Genomic DNA, 25,274 nt, shown 5'->3' with positions numbered 1-25,274 from the left:
CGGGTACGCGACCGCGGCACGGGGCAGCGGCGAACGGGCGATGGACGGCCCGGGCGACGACGCCGGCGGGCGGGGAAAGCAGTCGGGGAGGCTGAATGCCGATGCGGCATCCGGTGTCCGCAGGCCGGATTTTCGGCTGAAAAACGGACCGCGGCTGTGTGTTTTGACGCGAAATGTGTTATCTTTGTCCGTACGATCCTTCAAGTTGAGCGACCATGAAAAGATTGCTGCTGCTGATTTGCTTTCTGTTGCCGGTGCTGACGGCTGCTGCGCAGGAGGGGCTTTCCGAGCCTCCGCGCCCGCCGGTCTATACGGCGGCCGACCTCGCGGTTACGCCGCTCGAAGAGGGCGTGTGGGTGATCGAGACCGACGACCGGACGACGATGTATCTGGTCGAGGGCACGGAGCGCGCCCTGCTGATCGACACCGGCACCCATCCCGCGGAGCTCGACCGTGTGGTGCGCCGCTTCACGCGCAAGCCCCTGTTCGTGGTGCTGACCCATGCCCACTACGACCACGCGGGCGGCATCGGTTTCTTCGGCGAGATATACATGCACCCCGCCGACACCGTGCTGCTGGACCGCCTGCCGAAGTACGAAGGCCGCATCCGCTTCATCGGCGGGGGCGACCGGTTCGATCTGGGCGGGCGGGTGCTCGAAGTGGTCGAGATGCCGGGCCACACGCCGGGATCGGTCGTCCTGATGGACCGTGCCGCAGGCATTTGTTTCTCGGGCGACGCCTTCGGCTCGGGACAGGTGTGGTTGCAGGTGGTGCCCACGGCTCCCGTGTCGCTCTATCTGTCCGCGGTGCGCCGCATGCAGCGCGAGACGGCGGGCGGCATCGAGAAGATCTACTGCGGACACTATCCCTATCAGCGCCGCCCGCTCGGTGCCGATTATCTGGCCGATATGGCTGCGCTGGCGCAGTCGATTCTCGACGGCCGGCCGACGGACGACGCGCCGTTCGAGGTGGAGTCTGCGCTCAACTGCGCCGCGCCTCGCGTCGCATACGGCGGAGAGGTCTCGATTGTCTACGATCCCGCGCAGGCCCGATGAACGATCCGAAAAATTCTGATTTTACCATGAAAAGATTCATTCTGTTCGCCGCACTCCTCGCCGGAGGCTTCGCGGCTTCCGCTCAAGAGGCGATCTGGGGCGGCGGAGAGGTCGTCTCTCCGGAAATCCTGCCCGACAACCGGGTTACGATCCGCGTCTTGGCGCCCGAAGCCCGCAAGGTGGAGGTTACGGGCGATTTCCTGCCTGCACAGCGCGTGGAAACCCCCTTCGGACAGGCCGATGCTGCCGGTGTGGCGGCGCTCGTTCCGGTCGGGAACGGTCTGTGGAAGTACACGACGCCTGCGCCGCTGGCGCCCGAGCTTTACAGCTATACGATTCTCGTAGACGGGTTCCGGACGACGGATCCCTCCAACGTCTACGCGATCCGCGACGTGGCGTCGGTATCCAACGTCTTTCTGATCGAAGGCGGTCGGGCCGACCTTTACCGGGTGGACGATGTGCCGCACGGCACCGTGTCGCACGTGTGGTACCCATCGTCCGTGCTCGGAGAGGATCGTCGGATGACGGTCTACACGCCTGCGGGCTATGAAAATTCGGGGCGTAAATATCCCGTTCTCTACCTGCTGCACGGTATGGGCGGCGACGAGGAGGCGTGGGTGTCGCTGGGGCGTGCGGCCCAGATTCTCGACAATCTGATCGCTGCGGGCGAAGCCGTGCCGATGATCGTGGTGATGCCCAACGGCAACGTGGCCCGTCAGGCCGCCCCGGGCGCTTCGCCGCTCGGGTTGGAGCGGCCTACGCCGCAGCTGCCCCACACGATGGACGGCGTGATGGAGACCCACTTCCCCGACGTGGTGAAATTCGTCGACACCCACTACCGCACCGTCCGCCGCAAGGAGGCGCGGGCCATCGCGGGGCTTTCGATGGGCGGTTTCCATGCGCTCCACATCTCGAAGCAATACCCCGATTTATTCGACTACGTGGGTCTTTTCTCCGCGGCCGTCGAACCCGACGCTTCGGTGTCGTCGCCCGTATACGCCGATTCGGACGGGAAACTGGCCTTGCAGTTCTCGAAGGCGCCGAAACTCTACTGGATCGGCATCGGCTCGGAGGATTTTCTCTATAAGGCCAACGAGGAGTATCGCTGCAAGCTCGATGGGATGGGGTACCCCTATACCTATTACGAGACCGGCGGCGGCCACACATGGCGCAATTGGCGCATCTATCTATCGGAGTTCGTGCGGTTGATTTTCAAATAGCGCGGGCGGGATTTGCCGGCAGGGCGGGTCGTGCCGGCGTCATTGCCGGCGCCTCGTCGCATCCGCTCCGCCGCATCGTACCTGTCGTTTCCGGTTCGTCGTGCTTTTCCTGCCGTGCTCGCCCTGCCGTATCCGGTCGGAGGTGCGGGCCGCACGGGACACCGACCCGAGAGGGATTCGAATGAATTTTGCGGAATTTATTTGGTAGTTCGGCATTTTTGACTTACTCTTGCTCCGCAATCGAGGGCAGGGCCCTTTGTTTTAGTTTCTCCGGAGAGGTGGGTGAGTGGCTTATACCACCGGTTTGCTAAACGGCATAAAAACGGGAACGGCGAAATTTACATAAATAATTCATTTGCACTGAATTTTAACTAATTATCGGTGTCTGAACGTAAGTCAGACACCGTTTTTTTATTGCATTTTCAGCATTTGGAAGGTACATTTGAAGTAAAAAGTTTTCTAATAGTTTTCCAAAATTTTTAGCCGTATGCCGACTTTTAAGACCGTTATCCATCCCCGCTACAAAAAAGCGGACGGAGTTTTCAGAGTAAAGATTCGGGTTACCCACAACAAACAATCCCGGTATATCCCGACCTGCTATTACGCGAGTTCTTCCGAGGTAAACGAAAAATTCGATTTCAAGCGGGGCACCTCCTATGTCCGGGATACGATGCCTATTATCGACGAATACCGGAAAATCTGCAATAAGTGCGCAGACAAAATCGAGACGATGAATGTAGATCAGATCGTAGAACTTATCAAGAATTATAAGGAGGATGAAAATTTCAAATTGGATTTTATCGCTTTTGGAAGGCGGCATATTCAACAATTACGAGATAACGACCATGAAGGCAATGCGGAGATGTATCAATGTGCGCTTAACGCATTTGTGCGATTTCTTCGGCGGAATAATATTGATATTAACGAAATAACATCCAAAGTCATAAAACAGTTTATCACTTTCCTTGAAAACGAAAAGCCCCGCGCAGGCCATAAAAAAGGCCGACGCGCTCCGTCGTTGTACTGTGCCACATTGAAGGCATTGCACAATGCAGCCAAAGCCGAGTATAACGATGAGGACATCGGAGTTATCCGCATTCCTCTCTCTCCATTCTCTCGAACCAAAGTTCCCCCGATTCCTCGGACTGAAAAAAAGCCGATGACATTGGAGCAATTACGAGCCGTTTTCAATGTTCCAGACGACGATACATTCCAGCGCCGAGGCGATTATAACATTAGAAATTTAGGTAGAGACATCGGCTTGCTATCATTCTTCTTGATCGGGATAAACACGGTGGATTTATATAACTGTACCGGCATCCGAAACGGACGCTTAATTTATAACCGTACCAAAACAAAAAATCGGCGACAGGATAAAGCAAAAATCGACATTCGAATCGAACCGGAGGCATTGGCGTTAATTGAAAAATACCGCGATCCTACGGGAGTACGCCTGTTTGAATTTCATCGTAAATATGCAAACAGCGATATATTCAATGCACAGGTGAACAAAGGACTGAAACGGGTAGGAAAAGTAATCAACTTTCCGGATTTGGAAACTTATACCTTCCGGCGTACATGGGCATCCATTGCATGGAATCATTGCGGCATCCGCGATGATATTGTCGATTTCGCCCTCGGACATTCTCCACGAGAAGAGAAGAAGTTGGCACACATTTATATCATCGAAGATTGGAATATCGTCGATAAAGCCAATCGCGCCGTTATTGATTTTGTAAAAAGCAATCAAACCGAAGTTTCATTGACTGATTCAAAATATATTTTCAATGAAACAGCACCGGAAAAGTCCGTACAAAATCTTGTCGCATCGTAGAAATACATAATCGACGGCATTATGCGCCCTCCGATAAATATACGGAAGGGCGCATTTTATTTATTTGTCAGTCCGTCAGATACGCCCAAACAGTAAATCCCCTCTTTCTTATTCACGTCCCATTTTGTAACTTGTATTCACCGTAAACGTGTGATTTTTACATATTTCACTCACTTGAAAAGAGATATACAAAATGGACGATAACGGCAAGACACCTTCGATCAAAACGGAACAATTACCCCGAACATGGAGTGAAATTTTGGGTAGTTTCAGCGTGCGTGAAATTCGCAAATTTCCGCTGGAAGGTCAGGCTTTGACCAATGCCCGCCACGCAATTCCACGCATGGAACGACGGGGCCTGACATTCCGCACCCGTTCCAAAGATAACCATTTTTACATCCTCTGCACCTCGGCTCCTAACGAATCGAAGCTCACTCGAACCGAAATTCTGCGATTATTCAAGAGTATCGGCATACAAAAATAGTTGAGGAATACTTTAAAGATTATGGACGATTTACACGAACAAAAGACCCTAATCATGGAAAGTGCTGCACTCGGAGCCTCGATAGCCTTAAATCGGCTGGGATTGATTAAGGATGAAATATCCCAACGCGAGGCGTATCGGATCTATGGTGAAAGTTACGTGCGCACATGGCTCAATCGCGGCTGGGTACATCGGGTCAAGCCGGGAACGGGAAATTCCAAAGCGACCTACTCCCGTATCGAATTGGACACGGTAAAACGCCTTATTGAATTGGGGAAGTTACGCTAACTGAAATCCGATGGCCGGGCGAAATGTAAAAAGAGGACTTATGTATTTCCGGTTGGACTGCGGCCTGTTCCAAGACCGGAAATTAAAACGGCTGATGCGTCGTTGGCAAAACGACGGACTGGCCGTTTACCTCGCCTTGCTTTGTGAAATTTATCGGGATAAAGGATATTATATCGTTGCCGACCAAGACCTGATCGCCGACATTGCCGATACATGCCTGTTGGACGATGACCGTACTTCCAGCATTTTTCACGATTGTATCGAATTGGGCCTATTCGATCGTCAGCTCTACGAACACAGCGAATTATTGACCTCACGGGGGATTCAAGCCCGTTATCTCGATATTATGGCGGTTCTGCGGCGTAAAGCCGGAATAGATGCCGAATACTCGCTTATTTCTTCGGAAGAAATAGGCGATAATTCGGCAACAATAGACGATGATTCCGAAAGAATCGCCGATTCCTCCGTGAAAATCCGAAAGAATACGCAGAAATGCCGGTTTATGCAGAATGATTCGGAAGATATACCGCAATCTGCCGAAGAAACGGCTATTCCTTCCGATAAGAAAGAAAAGAAGAATAGAGAGAATAATGGCAAAACAGATACACATACACACGGTATTGAAGAAAGGGAAGGGGGTGCGGGGGAAACCATGCCGGAAAACGACCGGCTCGCTCTTGCCTCATTCGGCCGTCGATGGAATGAATTGGCCCGACATGAAAAAATGTTTTTATGGACACGATGCAATTATCCCATCATGTTCGAATTCGAGCGTCCTCTGATATTGGCGAATTGTCGGAGCATTGCGGAAAGAATATCGGATTGGCGCGACATAGAGCGGCTTATGGAGAGCATCGCCAACCGTCGGAACGTATTGGCCACCCATACCAGCGCGATTGCGACCTTCAATTCTTTTGCCCGAATGGATCACATCTTAAAACGCAAGCAAAACATTTAGTAGGGCTCCAAACCTCCATAAATCATTAACTAAAAACTAAATCGTATGACTAAAAAAGAATTAGTAGATCAGATCGCGGAAAAACGTGGTATGAGCGCACAGGAAGTCCTTTTAGTTGTTGAGGACGTAATGAAATTCATCAAAAAGAGTGTCGCCTCGGGAAACTATGTTTACCTTCGAGGATTCGGTGTATTCCAAGCGAAGCTCCGTAGAGCAAAAGTCGGTCGGAACATCACCAAAGGTGAACAAATGGCTGTTCCGGCCAAACGGGTACCGCAATTTCGACCGTATCCAAACTTCAAAAAAGCTGTTGAAAGGAACAACTAACTTAACCCCTGCCTTATAAGGCAGGGCATTTTGCGCAGAAAAGAAAATGGGAGCACTCGAACATAAAATCGCTTACTCGATAGCACTCCTACGACGTGCAGAAACGTTGGCCTTACGCATGTCGCCGGACGGGTATCACTTGGCTTTTTCGGGAGGGAAAGACAGCGTGGCATTATACCATCTCGCAAAGATGGCCGAAGTGAAATTCAAGGCCCACATGCAAATTACGACCATCGACCCGCCGGAACTGATGCGTTTCGTCCGCTTACAATATCCCGATGTCGTATTGCATCGTCCCGAAATCAACTTTTACAAATTGATCGAAAAGAAAAAAATGCTCCCGATACGCACCAAACGCTATTGTTGCGCCTATCTGAAAGAACAGGCCGGAGGCGGAACCGTAACTTTGCTGGGTATCCGAGCCGCCGAAAGTCCACGCCGAGCGGCACGGAACGAAGTGCAAATCGGCAATCATCGTTTTTCCGGCAGCTTCGACCAATTCAACCGCAATAAAGAGCGGGATTTCGCGTGTGTGGGAGGCAAAGATAAAATCATGCTCTTGCCAATTTACCGCTGGCAGGATTCCGATGTATGGAATTTCATTCGGAAAAATAACCTATCCTATTGCCGATTATACGACGAGGGATACCGACGTATAGGCTGTATCTTCTGTCCGATGTCGTCGGTTAAAAACAAAGCAAGAGACCGCCGCCGTTATCCCGCCGTAGAACGGGCCATAAAACGCAGTATTCAATATCTGATCGACACGAACGGCTACATGGAGCGTTTCCACGCCACAGCCGACGAAATTTTCGATTGGTGGGTATCGAATCTTCCGGCCGACCAATATTTCGCCACGTTGAGGTTGCAACAAAAAATAGATTTCGACACACTATGAAACGGATTATCCGAGTGTTTCCCGTGCGTACAAACGCTACGCCCGACGACGAACTGGTGCGTATCGCTACGACACCTTCACTCTTCGACGAAGCAGACGAAGTGCATATTTCCGTCGCATTTACTTGGCATAGACGATGGGCAGAATGGGCTGCGAAACAATGGGCACACATTGCTCCGGTAAAGATCGGAGGCCCAGCATACAACGAACCCTGTGGAGAATTTATCCCCGGAATGTATCTAAAAAAAGGTTATACGATTACTTCCCGAGGTTGCCCTAACCGATGTTGGTTTTGTGCCGTTCCTAAACGAGAAGGAGGCCAGCTCCGCGAGTTGCCAATTGCAGATGGTTGGAATGTTCTCGACGATAATCTTCTCGCATGTAGTCCCGAGCACATTGACGAAGTATTTACCATGTTGGCCAGACAACCGCAACGGCCACATTTCACCGGTGGACTGGAAGCCGCATTGATTACATCAGAAATTGCCAAACGATTAAAAGAACTGCGCCCTCGTTCGTTATTTTTGCTTATGATACACCGAGCGATTTGCCTCCGCTCGTTGAGGCTGGAAAAATCCTTCGTGAAGCAGGCTTCACTACACCCGATCATATCTTACAATGTTATGTTTTGGTAGGCTACAAAGGTGATACAATGGATAAAGCAATGAAACGACTGGGCGAGGCATGGATAGCCGGATTTTACCGTTCGCCATGCTATTTCGGGATGAACAGGGGAAATATTCTGCGGAATGGCGGCGTTTTCAAAGAGAATTTGCCAGTCCGAAAAAGTCCCGCCCGAATTGCATCAAATATTTCGGGAAATCTCAATTCAATGATTAACTCCCAGCCGGCTATATTCTGTATTTCGTCGATGAAAAGCCGGATTTTCCCTTCCGGTTTAAGACGCTCCCTATGAAGCTGCAAGAGCGCCTCCAAATCCTTCTCGATAAACTCCTTGTTGATACAAAGGATATTCCGAGGCTCGACGCCTTGTTCGATCAGACGATGTGCGATTTGCTGCAAAATATAGCTCTTACCGGATCGACGTTGCCCGACCAATACCTTCACCAGCTTATTACCGATATAATCGGCAATTTCATCCGTATAATGCTTTCGCAAATACCCCAAAACCGGAATATTGCCGTCCCAAAAATTATACTTTTCCAGCGCTGCGAATTTTTCGTCCATACTCTAAGATTTAACACAGAAATACATTTTTTTCAGGCACAAACGAAAATTTCGATAAATAATTTTTAATCGGGCGCACTGCGATTCGTAACGTTTCGGAACGGAATGTAACACCCCTACCGCAACCGTTTCGTAAAACGGGGATACCACTCGACATCCACGCCGGTCATCGACAGCCGCTCGTTAGCTGTCAAATGCAGTTTGAACCGCAAGAATTTGAACGACGTAGAGGTACGCCGAAACCGTGCGTCCATATCGCTGACACGACACCAAACGTCGCGCAAGGTTATCCATGTACGGCAGTCGTTCGCCCCTTCGGCGATCACATGCACGAAACAGTCCTGCGACATGATGCGCACGACGGCTGTTTCGAGACGCTTGAAATCGGTCGTTCCGAATTTCAAGGGGCGCGTTACGATGCGGCAATCGACGGAACAGGACATCGTTTCGTCGCCAAATAAGGCGATCGCGCTGCACATGACAATCTGTCCGTTATTAAGTATCCGTCCGTCCATATCGCGCGACGACCACAGGCCGGAGGCCAGCGAATAGACATAGGCATACGGATATTCAGGGTTATAGACGACCAAATCCCCGTATTTGAACCGAAAGCAGATCTGCGCCGTTTTCAAATATTCGGTCAGCTCTCCGGCGTATCGCTCGATCTGTCGGGAAATAAGCTGCGAAGAACGTCCTCGGAGGCTATGTACGCCCCGTGAAGTGATATAAAAGACCGTTTCCAACGCCGTGCAGGTGTTCGGGTTGATAATCTAATCGTGATTGACGGGCAGAATATTGGAGTAGAGAACCTCGCCTGTTCCGCTTTCCAGCGACCACACGCCCCGATCCGTAAAGACATAGAGCGGGAAAGCGCCGAAACGGGTTGCGGAAAGCTCGTCCACGACCGTCGCTATGGCGATGATCCGCTCCTCGCTTACTCCGAAACGGTACGAATTGGCAAAAGGCAGGGAAAACATATTGTTCGTCGCGGATGCCTGTACGCGGTTCGTCTCGATATAGGTATCGTCGTCGTCCGTCTGTTCATATTCTACTGAGGATCGGGACATTCTAAGACAGGGGTATTTCGCATTGCCGGATGGAGTGCCGATGGCATAAGCATAATTATTACCCTCGCAGGCATCGAGTTTGACATTCAGCAGACATTTTCCGCCGTAAGAGCCGGGGTCATCGACCGTAACGGCAAACTGCACGGCCCGATAATCGGGATATGATGCAACCCTGCGGATTTTCGTCGGACGGAACGCGGCCACCGAACGACAAACCTGCTTGCGGGTATTGTCTATATCCAATCGACAAATCAATTTCGTCGTCATCCCCTCTTCCGTCTCTCCTAAACAGAAGCGGGAATAACCGGCAAAGAGGCGGGTACGGATATTTCCCTTGTGTAACCGCCCGTTATATTCATAGTAACACCCGGCAACCTGCGTGTGGAGCGACTGCGTAGGCTCGAAAACCGGCTGGCTCTCCGCATTTTTCAGAAGTGTATAGGTGAGTTTCTCTTTATGGCAGTTTTCGACAAAATCCCGAATCTTGATCTCCTTGATCCGGTATAACGGCTCTTGCAATAAATCCACATCCTTTGTAAACAGTTTTCTGAAATCCGCTGTCCACGTATAGCTATTATCATCCCCGCTTCCCCGATCCGACAGGCTCCATTTGCCATTCCACGTCTGCTCGAAATCGTAAATAGGGATAATACGGGTAGAGTAAATTGCGACGCTCTCGATGATGCGCGTATCTATCCCTTCCGGAATATTGATAACGATTTCCGGCAGGATATAAAAATTATTGGTGCAGGTCGTGTGTTTGTATTTCGTCCCGATGAAAACCCCGTATCTGATACTCTCCGGGACTTTCGACGGCATTCCGTCCGCCACATAATCGACATACTCCCCGTCCTCGCTTTCCCCGCCGTCCGAGGCGAAAATCTCCAATTCGGAATTGGCGACCGTAGAACCGTCCACCATGCGATAGGCGACCATTACGGCTATGGCTCCGAGCCAATATTCGCCATCGACCGCAGGCAGCAACAAGGTTTTGTTTTTCTTATCGGTGATACGAGTAAAGAAATACCCGCCGTCCGGTGCGATACTATCCACACGTGCCAAGTCATCGCCGGCGATATAATCATACGTGGTACTCCCTAAACTATGATGTATCGCTGCGTAAAAATCGGTCTTGAACCGCGATCTGTTTTCTTTCGATTCGCTTATATCCGGCGGTTCCGGCATATTGAAAGCGACATATTCGCTACCGTAGAGGACGTAATACAACTCCCGACCGTCGGTAATAAACACCAAGACATTCCCGAACGAAAAAGTCTGCCGCAGTTCCGACACCCCGCGCATAAGTATCTGCGTCGATAACAGCCGACCGCCGGAAACGCGCACCTCGTGAATCGTGCCGCTTTCGTCCGAGGCGATATAGAGGTCATCGGCCGTCGCGGGATGTTTATACAACAGCGTAAAACCTCCGAAATCGGTTATTTCCGCCACCTGCCGGAAAGTTTCCACGTTCCGCCATGCCCCCGCGTCATATCGTAGGTTGTGCAGGGTTTCGCAACAGCCGTCCTGCACCGTCAAATCATTTTCCGCACGGTTAATTCCCGCTATCGGAATCGTCTGTCTCTATCGTTCCATGCTCTTGTATGTAATAGTTGTGATTGATTTCGTTGTGAATACGCTGGTTCAACACCATGAACAGGTCGTTCGGTTCGGATTGTCGCTTTTCGGCCCCGCTGCTCATATCGTACAACGTTTTGCAGGCGGCGATCAAATTCTTATCGGACATGGCCCTACGCAGCTTTACATCCGACAACCGCGCCCATAATTCGGCAATAGCCGCATCCCGTGCCTTAATGACCCGTTCAAGATAGTCGCCTGTCAGCTCGTTGCGAACGATCTTCGTCTCGACCTCTTGCCTTAAATCCTCGACCGATGCCCGCAGCACTTGTTGCTGCTGCTCGCCGAGAGCCTCCCACAAACGCTTTACACGCATGGGACTGATACCGTATTCGGAGGCTACGGCCCGCAGACTTCCCGTCTGCGCGTATCTCACGCAGACTGCGTTTTTTTCGTCGTCTTGAAGGGTCTTTCGAGGCATTAAGTATCTGATTTATTGATATATTCCGATCAAAAATAAGGATATTTTCTCACCTGCGGCCGCTAATTTTACAAAGTGATAAAGATTAGACAATTATGTTTCCCGTTGCATTAGCCATAGGAGCCGGAATTTCGGCCCTCTCCTCCATCGCAGGCGGCGTCTCGGCCAATAAACGCCGCAAGAAGGCCGACCAGATGCTCGAAGACCGTCGGCGACGGCTCGACGAATGGTACCAATCGGAAATGAACCGACCGTACCTCGACCGCGCCGATTCGCGGGCGATGCTCAAACGTATTCGGGACTATAACGAGGATGAACTCAAAGCGCTCAACACAAAACGCCATCAAGAGCGGAGCGACGGATGAAGCGAAGGTCGCAGCCGCCAACAAACTCAATAAGAACTATTCGCAGGTCGTCGCCCAAATCGCCGGATTGGGCGAACAGCACAAAGACCAGATAAAACAACAATACCAAGCCCGCCTCGACAACCTCGACAATGCCCGCTACGAAGCCGAATCGGGTAAAATCAGCGGTATGCAAAACATGGTTAGCGGTGTAGGCGATGCGTTCGGGCAACTCGCCATGCTTTATGGCTTGGGAGGGTTCGGCAAATCGGGACTTGCCGGAATCACGGGCAACAATTAGCGATATGGAACCGCAAGAGCAACCGACAAAAGCGATTTTCTCCTTTGCGGATGAACTGCAACGGCGGCAACAGCGTGCCGAGGAACAGAAAGCCGTATGGGAGCAGAAACAGCAACGGGCCGCAGAACTATACCGCAGCGGCCAAAATCCGATTCTCGCCTACATCGAGACGATGAAACCGGAAGCCGATCCCGCACGCACCAAACGCGCCGAAACAGCGGCAAAGATCACCGCATGGAGCAATATGCTTACGGCCCTCGGTACGGGAATCGTCGGTATGGCAACGGAAGGTTATGTGCCGAAAACCGGTACCGATGCTCCGCTGCGGATGCTCGGCCGGATCAATGAGTGGGAGAAATTATACGACAGTCAGAACCGCGAATACCGACAACTGAAACTCCGCGCCCTCTTGGGACAGCAGGAAGGCGAGCAGCAGGCCGCGAACATGGAAGCCTCGGCCGCCGGCCAAGCCTATAACCTCGCGCAGAAACAATACGACGCTTTACTGGGAAATGTATGGAAAGCCAGACAGGAAAGGCAAAAACGCACCGACGATCTCCGCGATAAGAAAGAAATCGAAAAAATACGGGGTGAAAACAACCTCAAAGTGGCCCGTACACGAGCCGTAGCGTCGGCTTCAACCGCCAGCACACGTGCATCCGCAGCGGCCAACAAACCGGCCGTGCAATTTCTCGACCGCGACGAAAAGACCGTCGTAAACCTTTCGCCGGCACAGGAAAGTCTGCTTTACGAAAAGGGCCGCGATATGGGTATTATTCCCGAAGACGGAACCCCGACCAAGAAACCGGCCTACACAGGCGAAAAAGTTCCGCAGTTCTCGTATGGCAAACTCAAACCGGCGCAGAAAGCACAACTTTTACGCACTGTTTATCTGAAACTTACAGGCGAACAAGAGCCATCGAAACCGCCCGTCGATTTGGGTCTGCTATTCCGACAACCCAAACGCTATGTTACCGGCCCTTACTCGACCGAAGCGCTGAATCTGCTCGAAACAGAACAGGCCGAACAGATGCGCGAGGCCGGTTTCTCCGACCGACAAATCATGGACTACTATCTGAATTATGAATAACTCACTTCCCGACCTCACTCCCGAACAGCTTCGGCAGCTCAATGCCATATCCGGCCTGCAAAAGACCCGCAGACGTGGAGCCGACGCCTCGGTACCATCCGCTCTGGCTGACGAATCCGAATCGGCCGAAGCTCCCGATACGTCTGCATCGTATGCACTTCCGAAACCGGTTCCGAACATGTCCGAAGAGGATTACGAGCGGCAAATTAAAGAGGGTCTTGCCGAACATATCGGAGCGATCTACGATCGTGCCCGCCAGCGTGCCGATGCCCGACGACGGGAAACGCTGGCGCTCGTGGATAAAGGTACGGAAAACGCCTCCTTATGGCAGCAGGCATGGGCTTCTTATGCAAAATCGCAAATGTTACGCAGCCCCTCGGCTCTCGGCGGCGAAGATACGCAACTCATGCAGGCCGCAGAGCGGGCCTTGAAAATCCTCAATCAAAAAACCGAAAAGGACAAGCAGGCAGGGGATACCGCATCGGGACTTGCACGTGAAATTTTCGACTGGCAGACGTTGGCGGACTTTGCCTCGCTCGGAACCCGCGAGCTGGCCGAAAATGTCGTAACGACACGGGCGCTGAAAAAGGCAGCCCGAGGCGAACGGCTGACCCCGACCGAAAAAGATATAGTCGAATTGTTCCGCACGTCAGGGTTAATAAACGAGTATATCGCCCGGCGAGGCGGCCCTACCACCGGCGCGAAAGTCGGCAGCGGCGTCGCGGCATCGCTGCCCTACATGGCCGGCTTCGCCACGACGAGCGGGTTAGGCAGTGGAGCCGCAAAAACCGTCGGACGCGCCCTTATCAAGAAAGAGGCGAAAAGTCTTGCAGGGCGGGGTCTGCGTAAATTGGGTGAATATACCGTCAGCGCAGCCGCTATGACGCCTTTACAGGCCGGAACCCATACGAACTATCAACAACGGGCGCAACAACAATACGAGGTCAAAGACGACGGCGAGGTTATAGAACATCCCTTACCGAAATACGAACTCATGTATAAAGCCGCCGCCGATTCATTTACGGACGTATTCACAGAACACATCGGCGGAGAACTCGGTAAGGGCGTACAGAAAGTACTGAAATGGCCCGTCGAGCAGCTCGGCCGGCGTATGGGCGTAAAACTGTCGTTCGACAAGCTATTGCCGGGATATTCTCGGAGCAGGTATCTTACCGACTTCCGCAATCGAACCCTATGGAACGGCCCGGTCGATGAATGGCTGGAAGAGGTCGCCGGAGGCATCATGTCGCCCCTTCTGACCGGAGAGCACGAACAATGGCGGGAGAATCTTTCGGGTGAAAACCTCTGGACGACGTTTCTCACCACGTCGCTCATGGGGGCGGGTTTTTCGGCGCTGGAACTTCCGAGTGTCGCAGCATACGTCCACAAAACGCACGTCCTGCAAACGGAGGAGAAGAAAGCGCTCGCCAAAATCGAAAATGAAGAACTGCGCAAACAGGTTTTCGAAGCGATGCACAAGCCGACGATGGCTCAGCAGTCGCAGGCGATGGCTGCAATCGACTGGCAGGCAACCGGCATCGGGAAAATGGACGCCGCACACGCGGCCGACTATGCCCGCTTCCGTCTCCAACGACAGATTCTCGACGGCATGGAGACGGGCGACGCCGAGGGCGAAGCGCTCCGCACCGCCGTACAAACCGCCGAGCGGTGGGCCTACAAAGGACTTGACGGCAAAACGGCGACCGAAGAAATCATAACGGCCCGGCGTGCGGACGGGAAAACCTACGTCGTACTTTCGGGCGACATCGACGAAGCGGCTACGGACGGGACTTTATTCGTCCTCGACCTCGAAACCGACCAGCCCGTACAGATCGACCGGGCGGAACTCGAACATATCGAACGAACGCCGCTGGCGGAATTTTCGGCACAACAGGCTCAAATCATCGAACAGCAGGCCGAAGCCGAGAATCGGGCCAAGCAGGAACAATACGACATGGAAACCGGCACTGAGACGGGCATTGCTTCGGAGGAGGTCGCACGGATCGTTACACCCGAAGCCGTACAATATGCCAACGGCGACGAAGTAATCACCGCAGACGGCGTACAAGGACGCATCACAGGGAAACAAGGCGGCAATTACGTCGTACAGTTGGATACCGGACAATTCGTCCTTACACCGTCCCATGCGCTCACCCCGAAATCCGAGGCGACACCACCACCGACCGAAACGACCACCGCCATCGCACCTGCGTAGCACAATGAAGCCACGGATACCGACACGACGAACAATGAACCGATCGCCCGGCAACTCGCCGAAGCGATTCGGGCAGCCGTAGGAGAGCAGGATGCACAACGAATCATACAACGTATGCTCGACGGGGCGGCCGACGTCGGACAACAGCAAATGTATTCGGACGCCTTGCAGTTTTTACAGCAGCACGCCCCTGCAACGGTTCCCGTCGAAGAACGTCCTACACCGGTTTCGGCCGTACCTTCCCCTGCGGCTCCCGCCCGCATAGAAATACCCAAAATCCGCAAAGAGCGAACGACGCCCTATGCCAAACCTGCGGCCGAATTAGGTGATTTCGTATCTATTGAGGACGTGATTCTACGCGATATTGCCAGCGGGTTGAAATTCACATGGAAAGACAACGGAAACCGACGGGGATTGGCCCATGAGCTCGGATTTACAGGGAAAGAAAACGAACGCCGCTCGCGGTTCAGCATCCTATCTTCGGACGGTATCACCCCCGAACAATACGCCGAGCGGCTTTATTTCCAATACGGCAACGGGAATACGGAGCAGGCGCATTGGGACATGGACGACTTGACGATCAAAGATACCGTGCTGGATGTACTTTCTCGGATACATTCACCCCGACAAGCATACAAGGCCGCTGTAACGCTGCATAACGGAGAGCAGCAGCCATACGACAATATGGACGACGAGGACTATACCCGAATGCAGGAGTATGAAGCCGAACAAGAGCGCGTCCGCACAGAATTATTATATGATGACGCCTTCGCACAATGGGTCGGACAGACGTCGCAGGATCAATGGGCAGAAATAGATAATTTATTCATCGAGGATGCTTCCGAATCTTCAAAAAACACTAACTTTGGAGCGACAGAGACAGCACCTCTCAATCCAGAAAATTATGACGACGAAACCGAAACCGGAAACGGGATTGACACCTCAGCGTTTGGAACGAATGGCAACGATCGTAGCGAGACTGTCGATGGAGAACAACGTAACGCCGCAGCAGGTGATGATGCGTATCTCGGACAACAGGGCGGCGGGTCGGCCGCAGTTCGACATGGAGGCGGACTGGATGCAATATCCGGCCCCCTCACCGACGACGAACGACGAATAGCGTCCGAGACCGCCGCCGAGGTCGAAGCCCAACTCGACCAATACAGGGCCGAACTACACACGCTTCGCACCCGCTATGCCGCCAAAAAGCGCAATATCGGAACCGCCTACGAAGAGGACAATCAAGCGACATTGTTCGAGCTGTCGCACAAGTCCTCCGATGGCGATCTGTTCGATGCGCCGCGCGATTTCTCCGACCGTAATCTCAACGACATTTTAGCACCTCTGCAAGCGGAAATAGGCCGTTTGCAGGAACGTATTGCCCGTATCGAAGCCTCGAAAAGCAAAGTTATTGCCGAGGCGGTGGAGGCTTATCGTGCACAGGGGACTTTACCGCTCCGAGAAGAACGGCAAAAGGAAATCCCGCAAAACAGCACGTCCGCTGAGGACACGTTCCCACCTGCAATTACCCAAGAATACAATAGATACCTGTATTATACCGTCGCGTCGTTCCCCGACAAGATTCTCAGCGTACTGAACAATGACCTTATAAAAGCCGGATTCGTCCGCGATGTGCGACGGTTGGCCAAGAAAGACGCTCGCGCCGCAATCAAATTGGTCGCGGAAGCCAACGCTGCGGCTCAAAAATATGCGGGCAAACCGATCCTTACGCCTCGCCACAGCATCCATGCGGAGCTGGCAGCTCTTGCCGAAAGTCAGCATCGAACGAAAACCGCGACATCCGACACATCGGTCGAAACCGGACTTTTCAGCCCTACGGAACAAACCCACCACTCCAAGACCGGCGCTACTCTCTACTCTGTCAGATTGGCAGAACGGATCGAACGAGACGCATTTCAAAGTTTGAAAAAGAGGGCCAAAGAACACGGCGGATATTACAGCTCCTTCACTCGCAGTTTTCTGTTCGACACCCCGGAAGACGCCGAGGCATTTCGGGGGACAGCACCAACATCCGACACCACCCGCCCGACATCAGAAGAACCGCCCGCCAGCCGACATCCGCTGTTCGATAAAGCGGCATTGGCTCCGGTAGATTCATACCCTCCGAAGGCATATAATATGTACCGTTTTTATTCGGCAAGGGCCCGTGAGGGACTGGGATATAAAAAACGAAGTATCGTTCAAAATAACGAAGCCCGCGAACGATTCATCGACCATATCCGCAAATTGGCCGAACAAAGTGCAGACGCCGCTATCCGGTTAGTGGTGGAAATCAATAAGGCAGCAGAACAAGAGGAAGGGAAACCCGTATTTCCACCCCAACACAGCATCTATGCGGAATTAGAGGAGGTACACGCCCGACAGATAGTGGAAAAACAACAGTCGAAAACAGCCGACGATTCCGCTTCATCGGCCGGCACAGCGCCCGAATACGGGGCGCAGAACAAATTGGTAACGACCGAGCAATACGAGGAACTGAAACGACGGATGCGCGAGAAACTCGGACAGCTCAATGCCGGTTTCGACCCCGAAATACTCTCCATAGGTGCGCAAATGGCCGCTTACCATGTTGAGGCCGGAGCGCGTCGATTCGCCGACTTCTCCCGCCGGATGATCGCCGATCTGGGCGACGTGATCCGCCCCTATCTGAAACCTATTTACACCGCCGCCCGCCAAATGCCCGGCATGGAGGAATATGCCGTGCAAATGGATAGCTACGAGCAGGTGGAGGCGTTCGACATGGCCGATCTCGACAAGGCCGAGAAAATATCCCAGCCGACAGGAATGGGAGCACAATACCAATTGGCAGGAATATACGACATAACGGGGGCTGTCGGGAAAGACACGGACGAGACAATCAATCTGCGTCCCGAAAAGAATTTCCGCAGAGATTTGGAGCGATTCAGCCGTACTTTGGCCGATGAATTGGGCTGGGAGCATAAAACGGATCGCAAGGGTAAAATCATCTTTGCCCAGACCAATATAGCACCGGCCGGTGGCAACGGTTCGTTTACACTTTGGGCACCCGAAACGGATTTGGGTATCTATGTCAGTGTACCCGTCTCACCGCAAAGTTACAATGACCGCGATGGATACTCGCATGACTTGCAGATAACGGATGTCATGGGTTTCGGGGAGCCGATATTATGGCGGCTCCGAAACAAAGAACAAACCTTTTTACCCAATGGACATAATCGTTATGCCACGGCAGATATTACCGTCGGCGAGCTGGCCGAACTTGTAAAAAAGAAATTAAATGCGTATCTTCGTGTAAATTCGGTCGAAACATCCAGCCGCGAACTACAAAACAACCTAAATTCATACAATGATGGACGACGAGAAGACAGTAACGACGGAAATCATTTCCCTCATGGAGACGGAAGCCGCAAAGACGGCGCTTTGGGAACTGGCGTTCTATCAGCCGAGAAGCCTGTTACAACAGTATCGGGAGAATCCGGCGGAATTACTCGATTCGATAGACCAGACCGTAACACGGGCGATGCGGTGGCGACAGGCAGCACTCGAACGGGACGAAGACCCGGTAGTAGTGGACGAGTATTACTATCAACTTCTCCGGCCGTGTTATTGCCCGGAGGAGCCGGAGCAAATACCGATCAGCGAGAAAATGATGCGGGAGATTATCGCAACGTTGAAAAAAGTGGAAAAAACGAACGGGCGAAAAAAGACAAAAACCATGTAATCGAACGAGGACACGACCTTGCTCCGAGAGGCGAGGTTGGCAAGATCAAAGCCAACCTCGCCGCAATCCGGCTCATTAAAGAAATCGAAGCCGAAGGCCGCGAAGCCACCTCGGAAGAAAAAGCTGTATTGAAGCAATTCTTCGGCTGGGGCGGTCTTTCGGCAATCTTCAAAATAGCCCATCCCTACCACAACGAACTGCGCGAACTACTGACAGCCGATGAATACGAAGCGGCTCGCGCATCCACGACCACCGCATTTTATACTCCACCCGAAGTCATATCGTCGATATGGGATATGGTGGAACGCCTCGGATTCGACGGTGGCCGCATCCTCGAACCATCGGCCGGCATCGGACATTTTTTCGGCCTGATGCCTCTTTCGATACGGTCAAAATCGGATTTGACGGGAATCGAACTCGACGATCTGTCCGGCCACATCCTCCGTGCGCTCTATCCCGAAGCTCATATCCGCATCGAAGGTTTCGAGCAGCAGCGCATCCCTAACAACAGCTATTCGCTGGTGATAACCAACGTTCCATTCGGAACGTTCAAAGTACACGATACGTTCGACCGCGATTTATCCTCACGTTTCGAGATTCACGACTATTTCATTGCCAAAAGCATTCGCAAACTTAAACCCGGAGGATTGGGCGTATTCATTACCTCGACAGCAACGCTCGATCGGAGTGCAAATTTACGGAATTGGGTCGTAAACGACGGTAATGCCGACTTCATCGGGGCAGTACGTCTGAATACCGGCACATTCAAAAATACGGCCGGCACCGAAACCTCGGCCGACATCATCATCGTCCGCAAACGCGACGAAGCAGGGCCGGCACCCTATGCCGCAAATATGCAATCGACAATAACTGAGCGCGAGGCACCCTACGAACGAATCGTTAAACTGCCAAACGGAAAGATAAAGACCGAAGCGGCAACGGCACGCATGAACTATAATAAGTATTTCCACGACAATCCGCAGTTCATGGCCGGCCAGATGCGCTTCGGATTCGAAAGCGGCGTGGAAATACGCCCCACGGAACAACGCTGCGTCCCCACAAGCGACATAGACCAGTCCCGCACGCTCGACAGTTTCATATCCGCACTCCCCAAAAATATCTACACATCGGCCCCTGCACCCGCAATGGAGCGAATACCGCAAGCGGTCGAGGCCCCTAACAGTACGAAAGAGGGAGGACTTACGATCATCAACGGAAAGCCCTATATCGTGCGGTTCGGACAAGCCGTACCCGCCGAATGGAACTCGTTGAAAATCCGCAACCGCAGTAAAGTCGAAGCGTTAGGCGACTACCTGCGGCTGAAAAGTGCGATCACAGAACTGCTCGATGCCGAACGCAATGATCTGCCGAACATCGAGCAACTACGAGCCGAGCTTAACGATGCCTATGCGACCTTCACCCGTCGTTACGGAACATTATCAAGAAACGCGCGTATTTCATTCCTGCGCGACGACGTGGATTTTCCCTCCATTGCAGCTATCGAAAACGACAAGGAAATCGTAACTCCCGACGGAAAGAAACGACATGACATCCAAAGGTCGGACATCTTCTTTCGCCGAATGCTGGAACCGACACGCGAACTGAAAGCCGATACGCCGAAAGACGCGATTGCCGTCTCGCTCTATCGCTACGGACGGCTCGATATGCCCTACATCGCAGAATTGCTTCATATACCGCAGGAGGAGACAGAAAAAGAACTGCTTGCACAGGAACTTATCTATGTCAATCCGGTAACGGGTCTTTATGAGGAGCGCAACGAATACCTTTCGGGAAATGTCCGCGAGAAACTCGAACAGGCTGAACAAGCCAACGAAAACGGACTATTCGATGCCAACATCCGTGCATTGACAAAAATTATCCCGATGGACATTCCGTTACCGTTGATTAAAATATCGCTCGGCAGCACATGGATACCCACCGCACTATATGAACAGTTTTTCAATGAGACGTTCAACGTAACAGCTCATATCACCAAAACATCAGCCAACAAGTATATCGCCAGAATCTCGAACGAAGGGAATACGGTCGATACCAGTATGGGGATTCCGCAAGCGCCGGGGAGCAAACTCGCACTCGACCGGATGAACAAGACGCAGACCTACATCAGTCGCAGCGAATACGACCCTTTGGCTCAAAAAGAAAAGCGTGTCAAAGACCCCGAAGCGATGGCGCAGGCCGCCATGAAACAGACCGAGCTGGAAGAACGATTCGAACAATGGATCAAAGGACAAGATAAAACAACGACCGATAAGCTCGTCGAAATATATAACAGAACCTTCAATAGCACCGTCGAAAGACAGATCGACGTTTCAACGTTCGACTATTTTCCGAATGCCGTACACACAAAGAAACCGCGCGAGCATCAGAAAATCGGTGTCATGCGAGGTCTGCAAGGTGCAACGCTGCTGGCACACGAAGTCGGCACGGGCAAAACCCTGACCCTCATAACTACGGCAATGGAGATGCGCCGGCTCGGTATCGCCCAGAAGCCGTGCATCGTCGTGCAGCGCTCGACATTCAACCAATTCGCCTCCGAAATAAAATCCCTCTATCCGGCCGCCCGTGTCCTCGTTCCATCCGAAAAAGACCTCACGGCATCGCAGCGGCAGGAATTATTCGCAAAGATCGCCTATAACGATTGGGATATTGTCGTACTCTATCACAGCTATCTGGATGCCATACCGGATGCCCCGGAGCGTGTCAATGAATATATCGACGCGCTGATCGCAGAGAAGCTGCAACAGCTCGAAGAAATCGAAGTCAACTCTCCGGACAATGCCAAACGGCAGGCTTATGCAATTAAGAAACAGATCGAGGGACTGGAAAACAAGAAAATAACGGATAAAACAGTCAAAGAGGAAGAAAAACTCAAAACACAGGCCCGTACTCGTGCATTACGCCTGCTCGACCGCCGCACGGACGAAACGATGACCTTCGAGCAATTAGGAATCGACGCCTTGCTGGTGGACGAGGCACATGCCTACAAGAAACTCGGTTTTACCACCAACCTGCAAAATATCAAAGGCATAGACCCTGCGGCATCGCAACGGGCGCAAAGCATGAGGTTGAAAACCTCTTACATTCTGGCAAATAAACAGAACAAAAACGTCGTATTCGCCACCGGAACACCCATATCCTATACAATGGCCGAGATGTGGACGTTCCTACGCTATCTGCTGCCCAAACACGAACTCGAACAATACGAAATTGCCGATTTCGATTCTTTTGCAAACAATTTCGGAAATATCGAGGAATCGGCCGAGTTTGCCACAAACGGCAAGTTCCGCGTAGTCGAACGCTTCGCCAGTTACTCCAACGTGCCGGAGCTGCTGGTAATCTGGAAGAAAGTCGCGCACACCTTGCGGCCATGCCCGTAATCGACGGGCGGTTCAAAGCCGTACTGTCGGACGTGATCGACATTCAGCGTTACATCAACCGGCTATTGACCCTTTTGGATTTCATCATCGGAGCTTCGGCAAAGGGACTGTTGATGGTACCGCAAGAGTGCATACCCGACGATATGGATATTCGGGATTTCGCACGCGAATACGTCAAAACGAACGGCGTTATCCTTATCAAAAAGGGAGCCTACGACAAACTTCCGAAGCAAATATCCATGAACGGCACCAATATCGGCGCATGGGAAATGTTCGCGCAGGAAATGAACATCATGCAGCAGATCAGCGGCCTGAGCGGAGCGGTACAGGGGCAGACGCCGCGAGCGAACACTCCGTCGAGCCTTTATGCCCAGCAAGCGCAGAACTCGATGATGAATTTCGTCGTGCTGTTCGAGAATTACAACATGTTCAGCGAGGAACGCGACGAAAAACTGCTTAAAGTCCTCATGCAATACTACACCACCCGCCGATACATCGGCACCAACGGCAAGGCCGTCGGTGCGCTGGCGAAATTCTACGAACCGGAAATGGCGCAGAAAATCGAGGATTTCAACCTCACGGCCGCAAAATCGAACGATACGCCCGTATTCCGGCAAATGACCGACGACCTATTGATGAAACTGCTCGAAAGCGGACGCATACCGCTCGAAATATTCCTCAATAATTGTTCGCTGCCGGGGGCCGACAAACTGCTCTCCGAGGTCAAGTCTTTCAACGAACAGGCCGCAGCCGGTCAAATCGACCCCGAAGCCCTTACGCAGTTGCAACAGGCGGCACAACAGAACGCCGACCCGCAAGCTATGGCCATGATGCAACAATATATGGACAAATGAATCCGATTTTTAGCATCATCAAATAAAGCACTATTTTTACTACATAGCTAACTAATGTTAGCTACAAAAATTTAAGGTGCGATGGCAACTATGATTATTAACATCAGCGACAACGGCGATATGAAAAAAATCGCGGAAGCTGTAAGTATGATAAAAGGCATTGAGAAAGTTGCGCTACAAGGCGAGCTCTTCGAGCGTATCCCCGATCTTCCCTATATCGAAGAAGAGTGCATCGCATCTGTTCGCAGATCAATGGAAGATCATCGGTCAAACGGAATAGTTTTCTCGATGGATGAAATGAGAATCAAGCATCCGAAAGCATGAAGATATTTGATAGGCCCCGAATATAACGGCAGTTATTTTAATAAGGGGCTGTCTAACAATAAAATGTTAGTCAGCCCCCTTTGGGTTTTTTCAGAGTTCATGCCGCAGCCATGAGATTTTGGTTAAGCGATAAAATGCGTTCCTTCGATGTGCGTTTATGTTCACAATGAGCATATCCATCTAATAAATCACCTTTTAATGTTATTAGCTTTCGTAAGTTGTGTGCGAGTGCTACGAGGCCGAATTCGACGTTTACTTTCTGTAATGACCTGAGGTGGAATCTCCGGAATATATGATTGGCTTTTATCTGTCCGAACACAGCTTCGGGTTCTATGGGTCTGATGGATCGGTGATAGATTCCCCGTTGAGATGTCAGCAGTTCACGGACTTTTTTCTTATATTCGTTCAGTCGGTAATTCACCCTTATGATTCTGTTCCCTTCGGCATTGTGGCACTCTTTGCGTAATGGACACTCGGTGCAGTCCGTCGCCTGATATAGTCTGGATATTGTTTCATATCCCAAATCGGTTTTGAGCTTTTGTATGGATATATGCACAAGTTTTCTTTGGGCCGGGCATGTATATTCGTCGTTTCGGGGATCGTATCTGAGATTGTGTTGTAAGAAGGGATTGTTGCGAAACTCCCGTGTCAGCTCCTTATGGAAATAATTGTACTTGACGTAAGGAATCATTCCGTTAGAAAACATGTACTCGTAGTTCTGCAGGCTTCCGTATCCGGCATCGGCGACGATCTCGCGGCTTTGCAGACCGTATTTCTTATGAAAAGATTCGAGAAAATCGATGAGCGTACCCGTATCCGTAGGTCTCTGAAAGATCCCGTAGTTTGTGATGAATTGATTCTCGGTAGCGATCTGCACGTTGTATCCGGGTTTTAGTTGCCCGTTGAGCATGGCATCCTCTTTCATGCGCATAAACGTGGCATCCGGATCGCTCTTGGCGTATGAATTACGCTCGCCCATGAGGGCGATATGGCGCTCATACTCTTTCATCTTGGGTAGAGACTTGCGCTCCACGTCTCTGACGGCTCGGCGTTGCTCTTTGGAGAGATTTTCCGTATCCATCCGCTCCTTGATACGCTCCACGCGGGATGCAAACTCTTCGCTCGAAAGCGTCTGCTCCGTATCCGGCTCGCGGTTCTCCTCGCAGATAACCTGCTCTATCTCCCGCAATACGGCATCGGTCTTTTCCCGCAGACGTTTGTCATACTTTTCCACAGAGCCCCGCCATACGAAACCGTATTTGTTCGCAGCCGATTCGAGCTTCGTACCATCGATATATTGTACTTCGAGCGATACGAAGCCCTCCTTGTGAAGCAACTCCACGACTTGACGGAACAAATCATCGAAGATACCCTTCAGGCGTTTGCCTCGAAAATAGTTGATCGTCCGAAAATCGGGCTTCGCACCGCCTGAAAGCCACATGTAGTGGATGTTCTCAGAGAGTTGTTGTGCTATGCGGCGCGACGAATAGATGTTGTTCAGGTAGGCATAAACCAGAATCTTGAGCATCTGACGAGGATGGAAACAGCTGTTACCGCCTCCGCGATAAGTATGAAGAATATCGTCTACATCCAGACAGTCGATAATGGCGTTAACCACTCGCACGCTATGCGTAAGAGGTATTAATTCGTCC

Annotated in this window: 21 protein-coding genes; 16 read left to right on the top strand and 5 right to left on the bottom strand. The window is 51.8% G+C overall.

Annotation, left to right across the window (positions count from 1 at the left end; translation table 11 throughout):
• Positions 1-215: 215 nt before the first annotated feature.
• The 9 genes from BN3659_RS08300 (at position 216) to BN3659_RS08260 (ending at position 7,699) form a co-directional block, all read left to right on the top strand.
• Positions 216-1,055: an MBL fold metallo-hydrolase gene (locus tag BN3659_RS08300; protein WP_091536134.1), complete on the top strand. Its 840-nt coding sequence runs from the start codon at positions 216-218 to the stop codon at positions 1,053-1,055.
• Between the two features lie 26 nt (positions 1,056-1,081).
• On the top strand, positions 1,082-2,275 hold the full coding sequence (locus BN3659_RS08295; protein ID WP_091536132.1) for an esterase: 1,194 nt from the start codon (positions 1,082-1,084) through the stop codon (positions 2,273-2,275).
• Positions 2,276-2,762: 487 nt separating this feature from the next.
• Positions 2,763-4,109 carry a tyrosine-type recombinase/integrase gene (locus BN3659_RS08290; RefSeq protein WP_091536131.1) on the top strand — a complete coding sequence of 449 codons (1,347 nt, stop codon included), beginning with the start codon at positions 2,763-2,765 and terminating at the stop codon, positions 4,107-4,109.
• Positions 4,110-4,302: 193 nt separating this feature from the next.
• Positions 4,303-4,593 (top strand): hypothetical protein, encoded by a 291-nt coding sequence (locus BN3659_RS08285; RefSeq protein WP_091536129.1) that lies wholly within the window; start codon positions 4,303-4,305, stop codon positions 4,591-4,593.
• 21 nt (positions 4,594-4,614) lie between these two features.
• A complete protein-coding gene (locus BN3659_RS08280) occupies positions 4,615-4,881 on the top strand; it encodes a hypothetical protein (protein ID WP_091536127.1) in 267 nt (88 codons plus the stop codon).
• Positions 4,882-4,921: 40 nt separating this feature from the next.
• Positions 4,922-5,839, top strand: coding sequence for a DUF4373 domain-containing protein (locus BN3659_RS08275; protein WP_171847738.1), 918 nt, complete (start codon positions 4,922-4,924; stop codon positions 5,837-5,839).
• Positions 5,840-5,884: 45 nt separating this feature from the next.
• Positions 5,885-6,166, top strand: coding sequence for an HU family DNA-binding protein (locus BN3659_RS08270; RefSeq protein ID WP_091536124.1), 282 nt, complete (start codon positions 5,885-5,887; stop codon positions 6,164-6,166).
• 46 nt (positions 6,167-6,212) lie between these two features.
• Positions 6,213-7,064: a phosphoadenosine phosphosulfate reductase family protein gene (locus tag BN3659_RS08265; RefSeq protein WP_091536122.1), complete on the top strand. Its 852-nt coding sequence runs from the start codon at positions 6,213-6,215 to the stop codon at positions 7,062-7,064.
• On the top strand, positions 7,061-7,699 hold the full coding sequence (locus tag BN3659_RS08260; RefSeq protein WP_171847737.1) for a radical SAM protein: 639 nt from the start codon (positions 7,061-7,063) through the stop codon (positions 7,697-7,699). Before BN3659_RS08265 ends, BN3659_RS08260 begins: the two co-directional genes overlap by 4 nt.
• Before the next feature lie 79 nt (positions 7,700-7,778).
• Here BN3659_RS08260 and BN3659_RS08255 read toward each other — a convergent pair whose 3' ends face one another.
• The 4 genes from BN3659_RS08255 to BN3659_RS08240 form a co-directional block, all read right to left on the bottom strand.
• On the bottom strand, positions 7,779-8,252 hold the full coding sequence (locus tag BN3659_RS08255) for an AAA family ATPase (RefSeq protein WP_091536121.1): 474 nt from the start codon (positions 8,250-8,252) through the stop codon (positions 7,779-7,781).
• 116 nt (positions 8,253-8,368) lie between these two features.
• On the bottom strand, positions 8,369-8,884 hold the full coding sequence (locus tag BN3659_RS08250; protein WP_091536119.1) for a hypothetical protein: 516 nt from the start codon (positions 8,882-8,884) through the stop codon (positions 8,369-8,371).
• A 138-nt stretch (positions 8,885-9,022) separates the two neighbouring features.
• A complete protein-coding gene (locus tag BN3659_RS08245) occupies positions 9,023-10,381 on the bottom strand; it encodes a hypothetical protein (RefSeq protein ID WP_141682541.1) in 1,359 nt (452 codons plus the stop codon).
• 490 nt (positions 10,382-10,871) lie between these two features.
• On the bottom strand, positions 10,872-11,330 hold the full coding sequence (locus BN3659_RS08240) for a hypothetical protein (protein ID WP_141682540.1): 459 nt from the start codon (positions 11,328-11,330) through the stop codon (positions 10,872-10,874).
• 140 nt (positions 11,331-11,470) lie between these two features.
• On the opposite strand from BN3659_RS08240, the gene BN3659_RS08235 reads away from it, so the two are divergent.
• The 7 genes from BN3659_RS08235 to BN3659_RS08205 all read left to right on the top strand — a co-directional run bounded on the left by BN3659_RS08235 (position 11,471) and on the right by BN3659_RS08205 (position 23,622).
• Positions 11,471-11,740: a hypothetical protein gene (locus BN3659_RS08235; RefSeq protein ID WP_091536114.1), complete on the top strand. Its 270-nt coding sequence runs from the start codon at positions 11,471-11,473 to the stop codon at positions 11,738-11,740.
• Entirely contained in the window at positions 11,688-12,020 is a 333-nt protein-coding gene (locus tag BN3659_RS12875; RefSeq protein WP_141682539.1) for a virion core protein, T7 gp14 family, read from the top strand. Before BN3659_RS08235 ends, BN3659_RS12875 begins: the two co-directional genes overlap by 53 nt.
• A 4-nt stretch (positions 12,021-12,024) precedes the next feature.
• Positions 12,025-13,110: a hypothetical protein gene (locus tag BN3659_RS08225; RefSeq protein WP_091536111.1), complete on the top strand. Its 1,086-nt coding sequence runs from the start codon at positions 12,025-12,027 to the stop codon at positions 13,108-13,110.
• Positions 13,103-15,325: a hypothetical protein gene (locus tag BN3659_RS08220; RefSeq protein WP_141682538.1), complete on the top strand. Its 2,223-nt coding sequence runs from the start codon at positions 13,103-13,105 to the stop codon at positions 15,323-15,325. The genes BN3659_RS08225 and BN3659_RS08220 overlap by 8 nt, the downstream gene beginning before the upstream one ends.
• 114 nt (positions 15,326-15,439) lie before the next feature.
• On the top strand, positions 15,440-22,444 hold the full coding sequence (locus BN3659_RS08215; protein WP_091536108.1) for a hypothetical protein: 7,005 nt from the start codon (positions 15,440-15,442) through the stop codon (positions 22,442-22,444).
• On the top strand, positions 22,435-23,298 hold the full coding sequence (locus tag BN3659_RS08210; protein WP_091536106.1) for a portal protein: 864 nt from the start codon (positions 22,435-22,437) through the stop codon (positions 23,296-23,298). The genes BN3659_RS08215 and BN3659_RS08210 overlap by 10 nt, the downstream gene beginning before the upstream one ends.
• A gap of 81 nt (positions 23,299-23,379) precedes the next feature.
• Positions 23,380-23,622, top strand: a complete 243-nt coding sequence (locus BN3659_RS08205) for a hypothetical protein (RefSeq protein WP_091536105.1) — start codon at positions 23,380-23,382, stop codon at positions 23,620-23,622.
• Positions 23,623-23,719: 97 nt separating this feature from the next.
• Here BN3659_RS08205 and BN3659_RS08200 read toward each other — a convergent pair.
• Positions 23,720-25,274, bottom strand: a 1,555-nt coding sequence (locus tag BN3659_RS08200) for an IS1182 family transposase (RefSeq protein ID WP_091533665.1), incomplete at its 5' end; no start/stop codon positions are given.

It is taken from the genome of Alistipes sp. CHKCI003, assembly GCF_900021155.1.
Lineage (GTDB): Bacteria > Bacteroidota > Bacteroidia > Bacteroidales > Rikenellaceae > Alistipes > Alistipes excrementavium.
This window is presented reverse-complemented; position numbering and strand designations above follow the sequence as displayed.

Coding starts and splice junctions, on each gene's coding strand:
- BN3659_RS08300 (WP_091536134.1), top strand. CDS start 216: ATGAAAAGATTGCTGCTGCTGATTTGCTTTCTGTTGCCGGTGCTGACG.
- BN3659_RS08205 (WP_091536105.1), top strand. CDS start 23,380: ATGGCAACTATGATTATTAACATCAGCGACAACGGCGATATGAAAAAA.
- BN3659_RS08235 (WP_091536114.1), top strand. CDS start 11,471: ATGTTTCCCGTTGCATTAGCCATAGGAGCCGGAATTTCGGCCCTCTCC.
- BN3659_RS08255 (WP_091536121.1), bottom strand. CDS start 8,252: ATGGACGAAAAATTCGCAGCGCTGGAAAAGTATAATTTTTGGGACGGC.
- BN3659_RS08220 (WP_141682538.1), top strand. CDS start 13,103: ATGAATAACTCACTTCCCGACCTCACTCCCGAACAGCTTCGGCAGCTC.
- BN3659_RS08225 (WP_091536111.1), top strand. CDS start 12,025: ATGGAACCGCAAGAGCAACCGACAAAAGCGATTTTCTCCTTTGCGGAT.
- BN3659_RS08295 (WP_091536132.1), top strand. CDS start 1,082: ATGAAAAGATTCATTCTGTTCGCCGCACTCCTCGCCGGAGGCTTCGCG.
- BN3659_RS08285 (WP_091536129.1), top strand. CDS start 4,303: ATGGACGATAACGGCAAGACACCTTCGATCAAAACGGAACAATTACCC.
- BN3659_RS08270 (WP_091536124.1), top strand. CDS start 5,885: ATGACTAAAAAAGAATTAGTAGATCAGATCGCGGAAAAACGTGGTATG.
- BN3659_RS08280 (WP_091536127.1), top strand. CDS start 4,615: ATGGACGATTTACACGAACAAAAGACCCTAATCATGGAAAGTGCTGCA.
- BN3659_RS08265 (WP_091536122.1), top strand. CDS start 6,213: ATGGGAGCACTCGAACATAAAATCGCTTACTCGATAGCACTCCTACGA.
- BN3659_RS12875 (WP_141682539.1), top strand. CDS start 11,688: ATGAACTCAAAGCGCTCAACACAAAACGCCATCAAGAGCGGAGCGACG.
- BN3659_RS08290 (WP_091536131.1), top strand. CDS start 2,763: ATGCCGACTTTTAAGACCGTTATCCATCCCCGCTACAAAAAAGCGGAC.
- BN3659_RS08275 (WP_171847738.1), top strand. CDS start 4,922: ATGTATTTCCGGTTGGACTGCGGCCTGTTCCAAGACCGGAAATTAAAA.
- BN3659_RS08260 (WP_171847737.1), top strand. CDS start 7,061: ATGAAACGGATTATCCGAGTGTTTCCCGTGCGTACAAACGCTACGCCC.
- BN3659_RS08210 (WP_091536106.1), top strand. CDS start 22,435: ATGCCCGTAATCGACGGGCGGTTCAAAGCCGTACTGTCGGACGTGATC.
- BN3659_RS08215 (WP_091536108.1), top strand. CDS start 15,440: ATGCTCGACGGGGCGGCCGACGTCGGACAACAGCAAATGTATTCGGAC.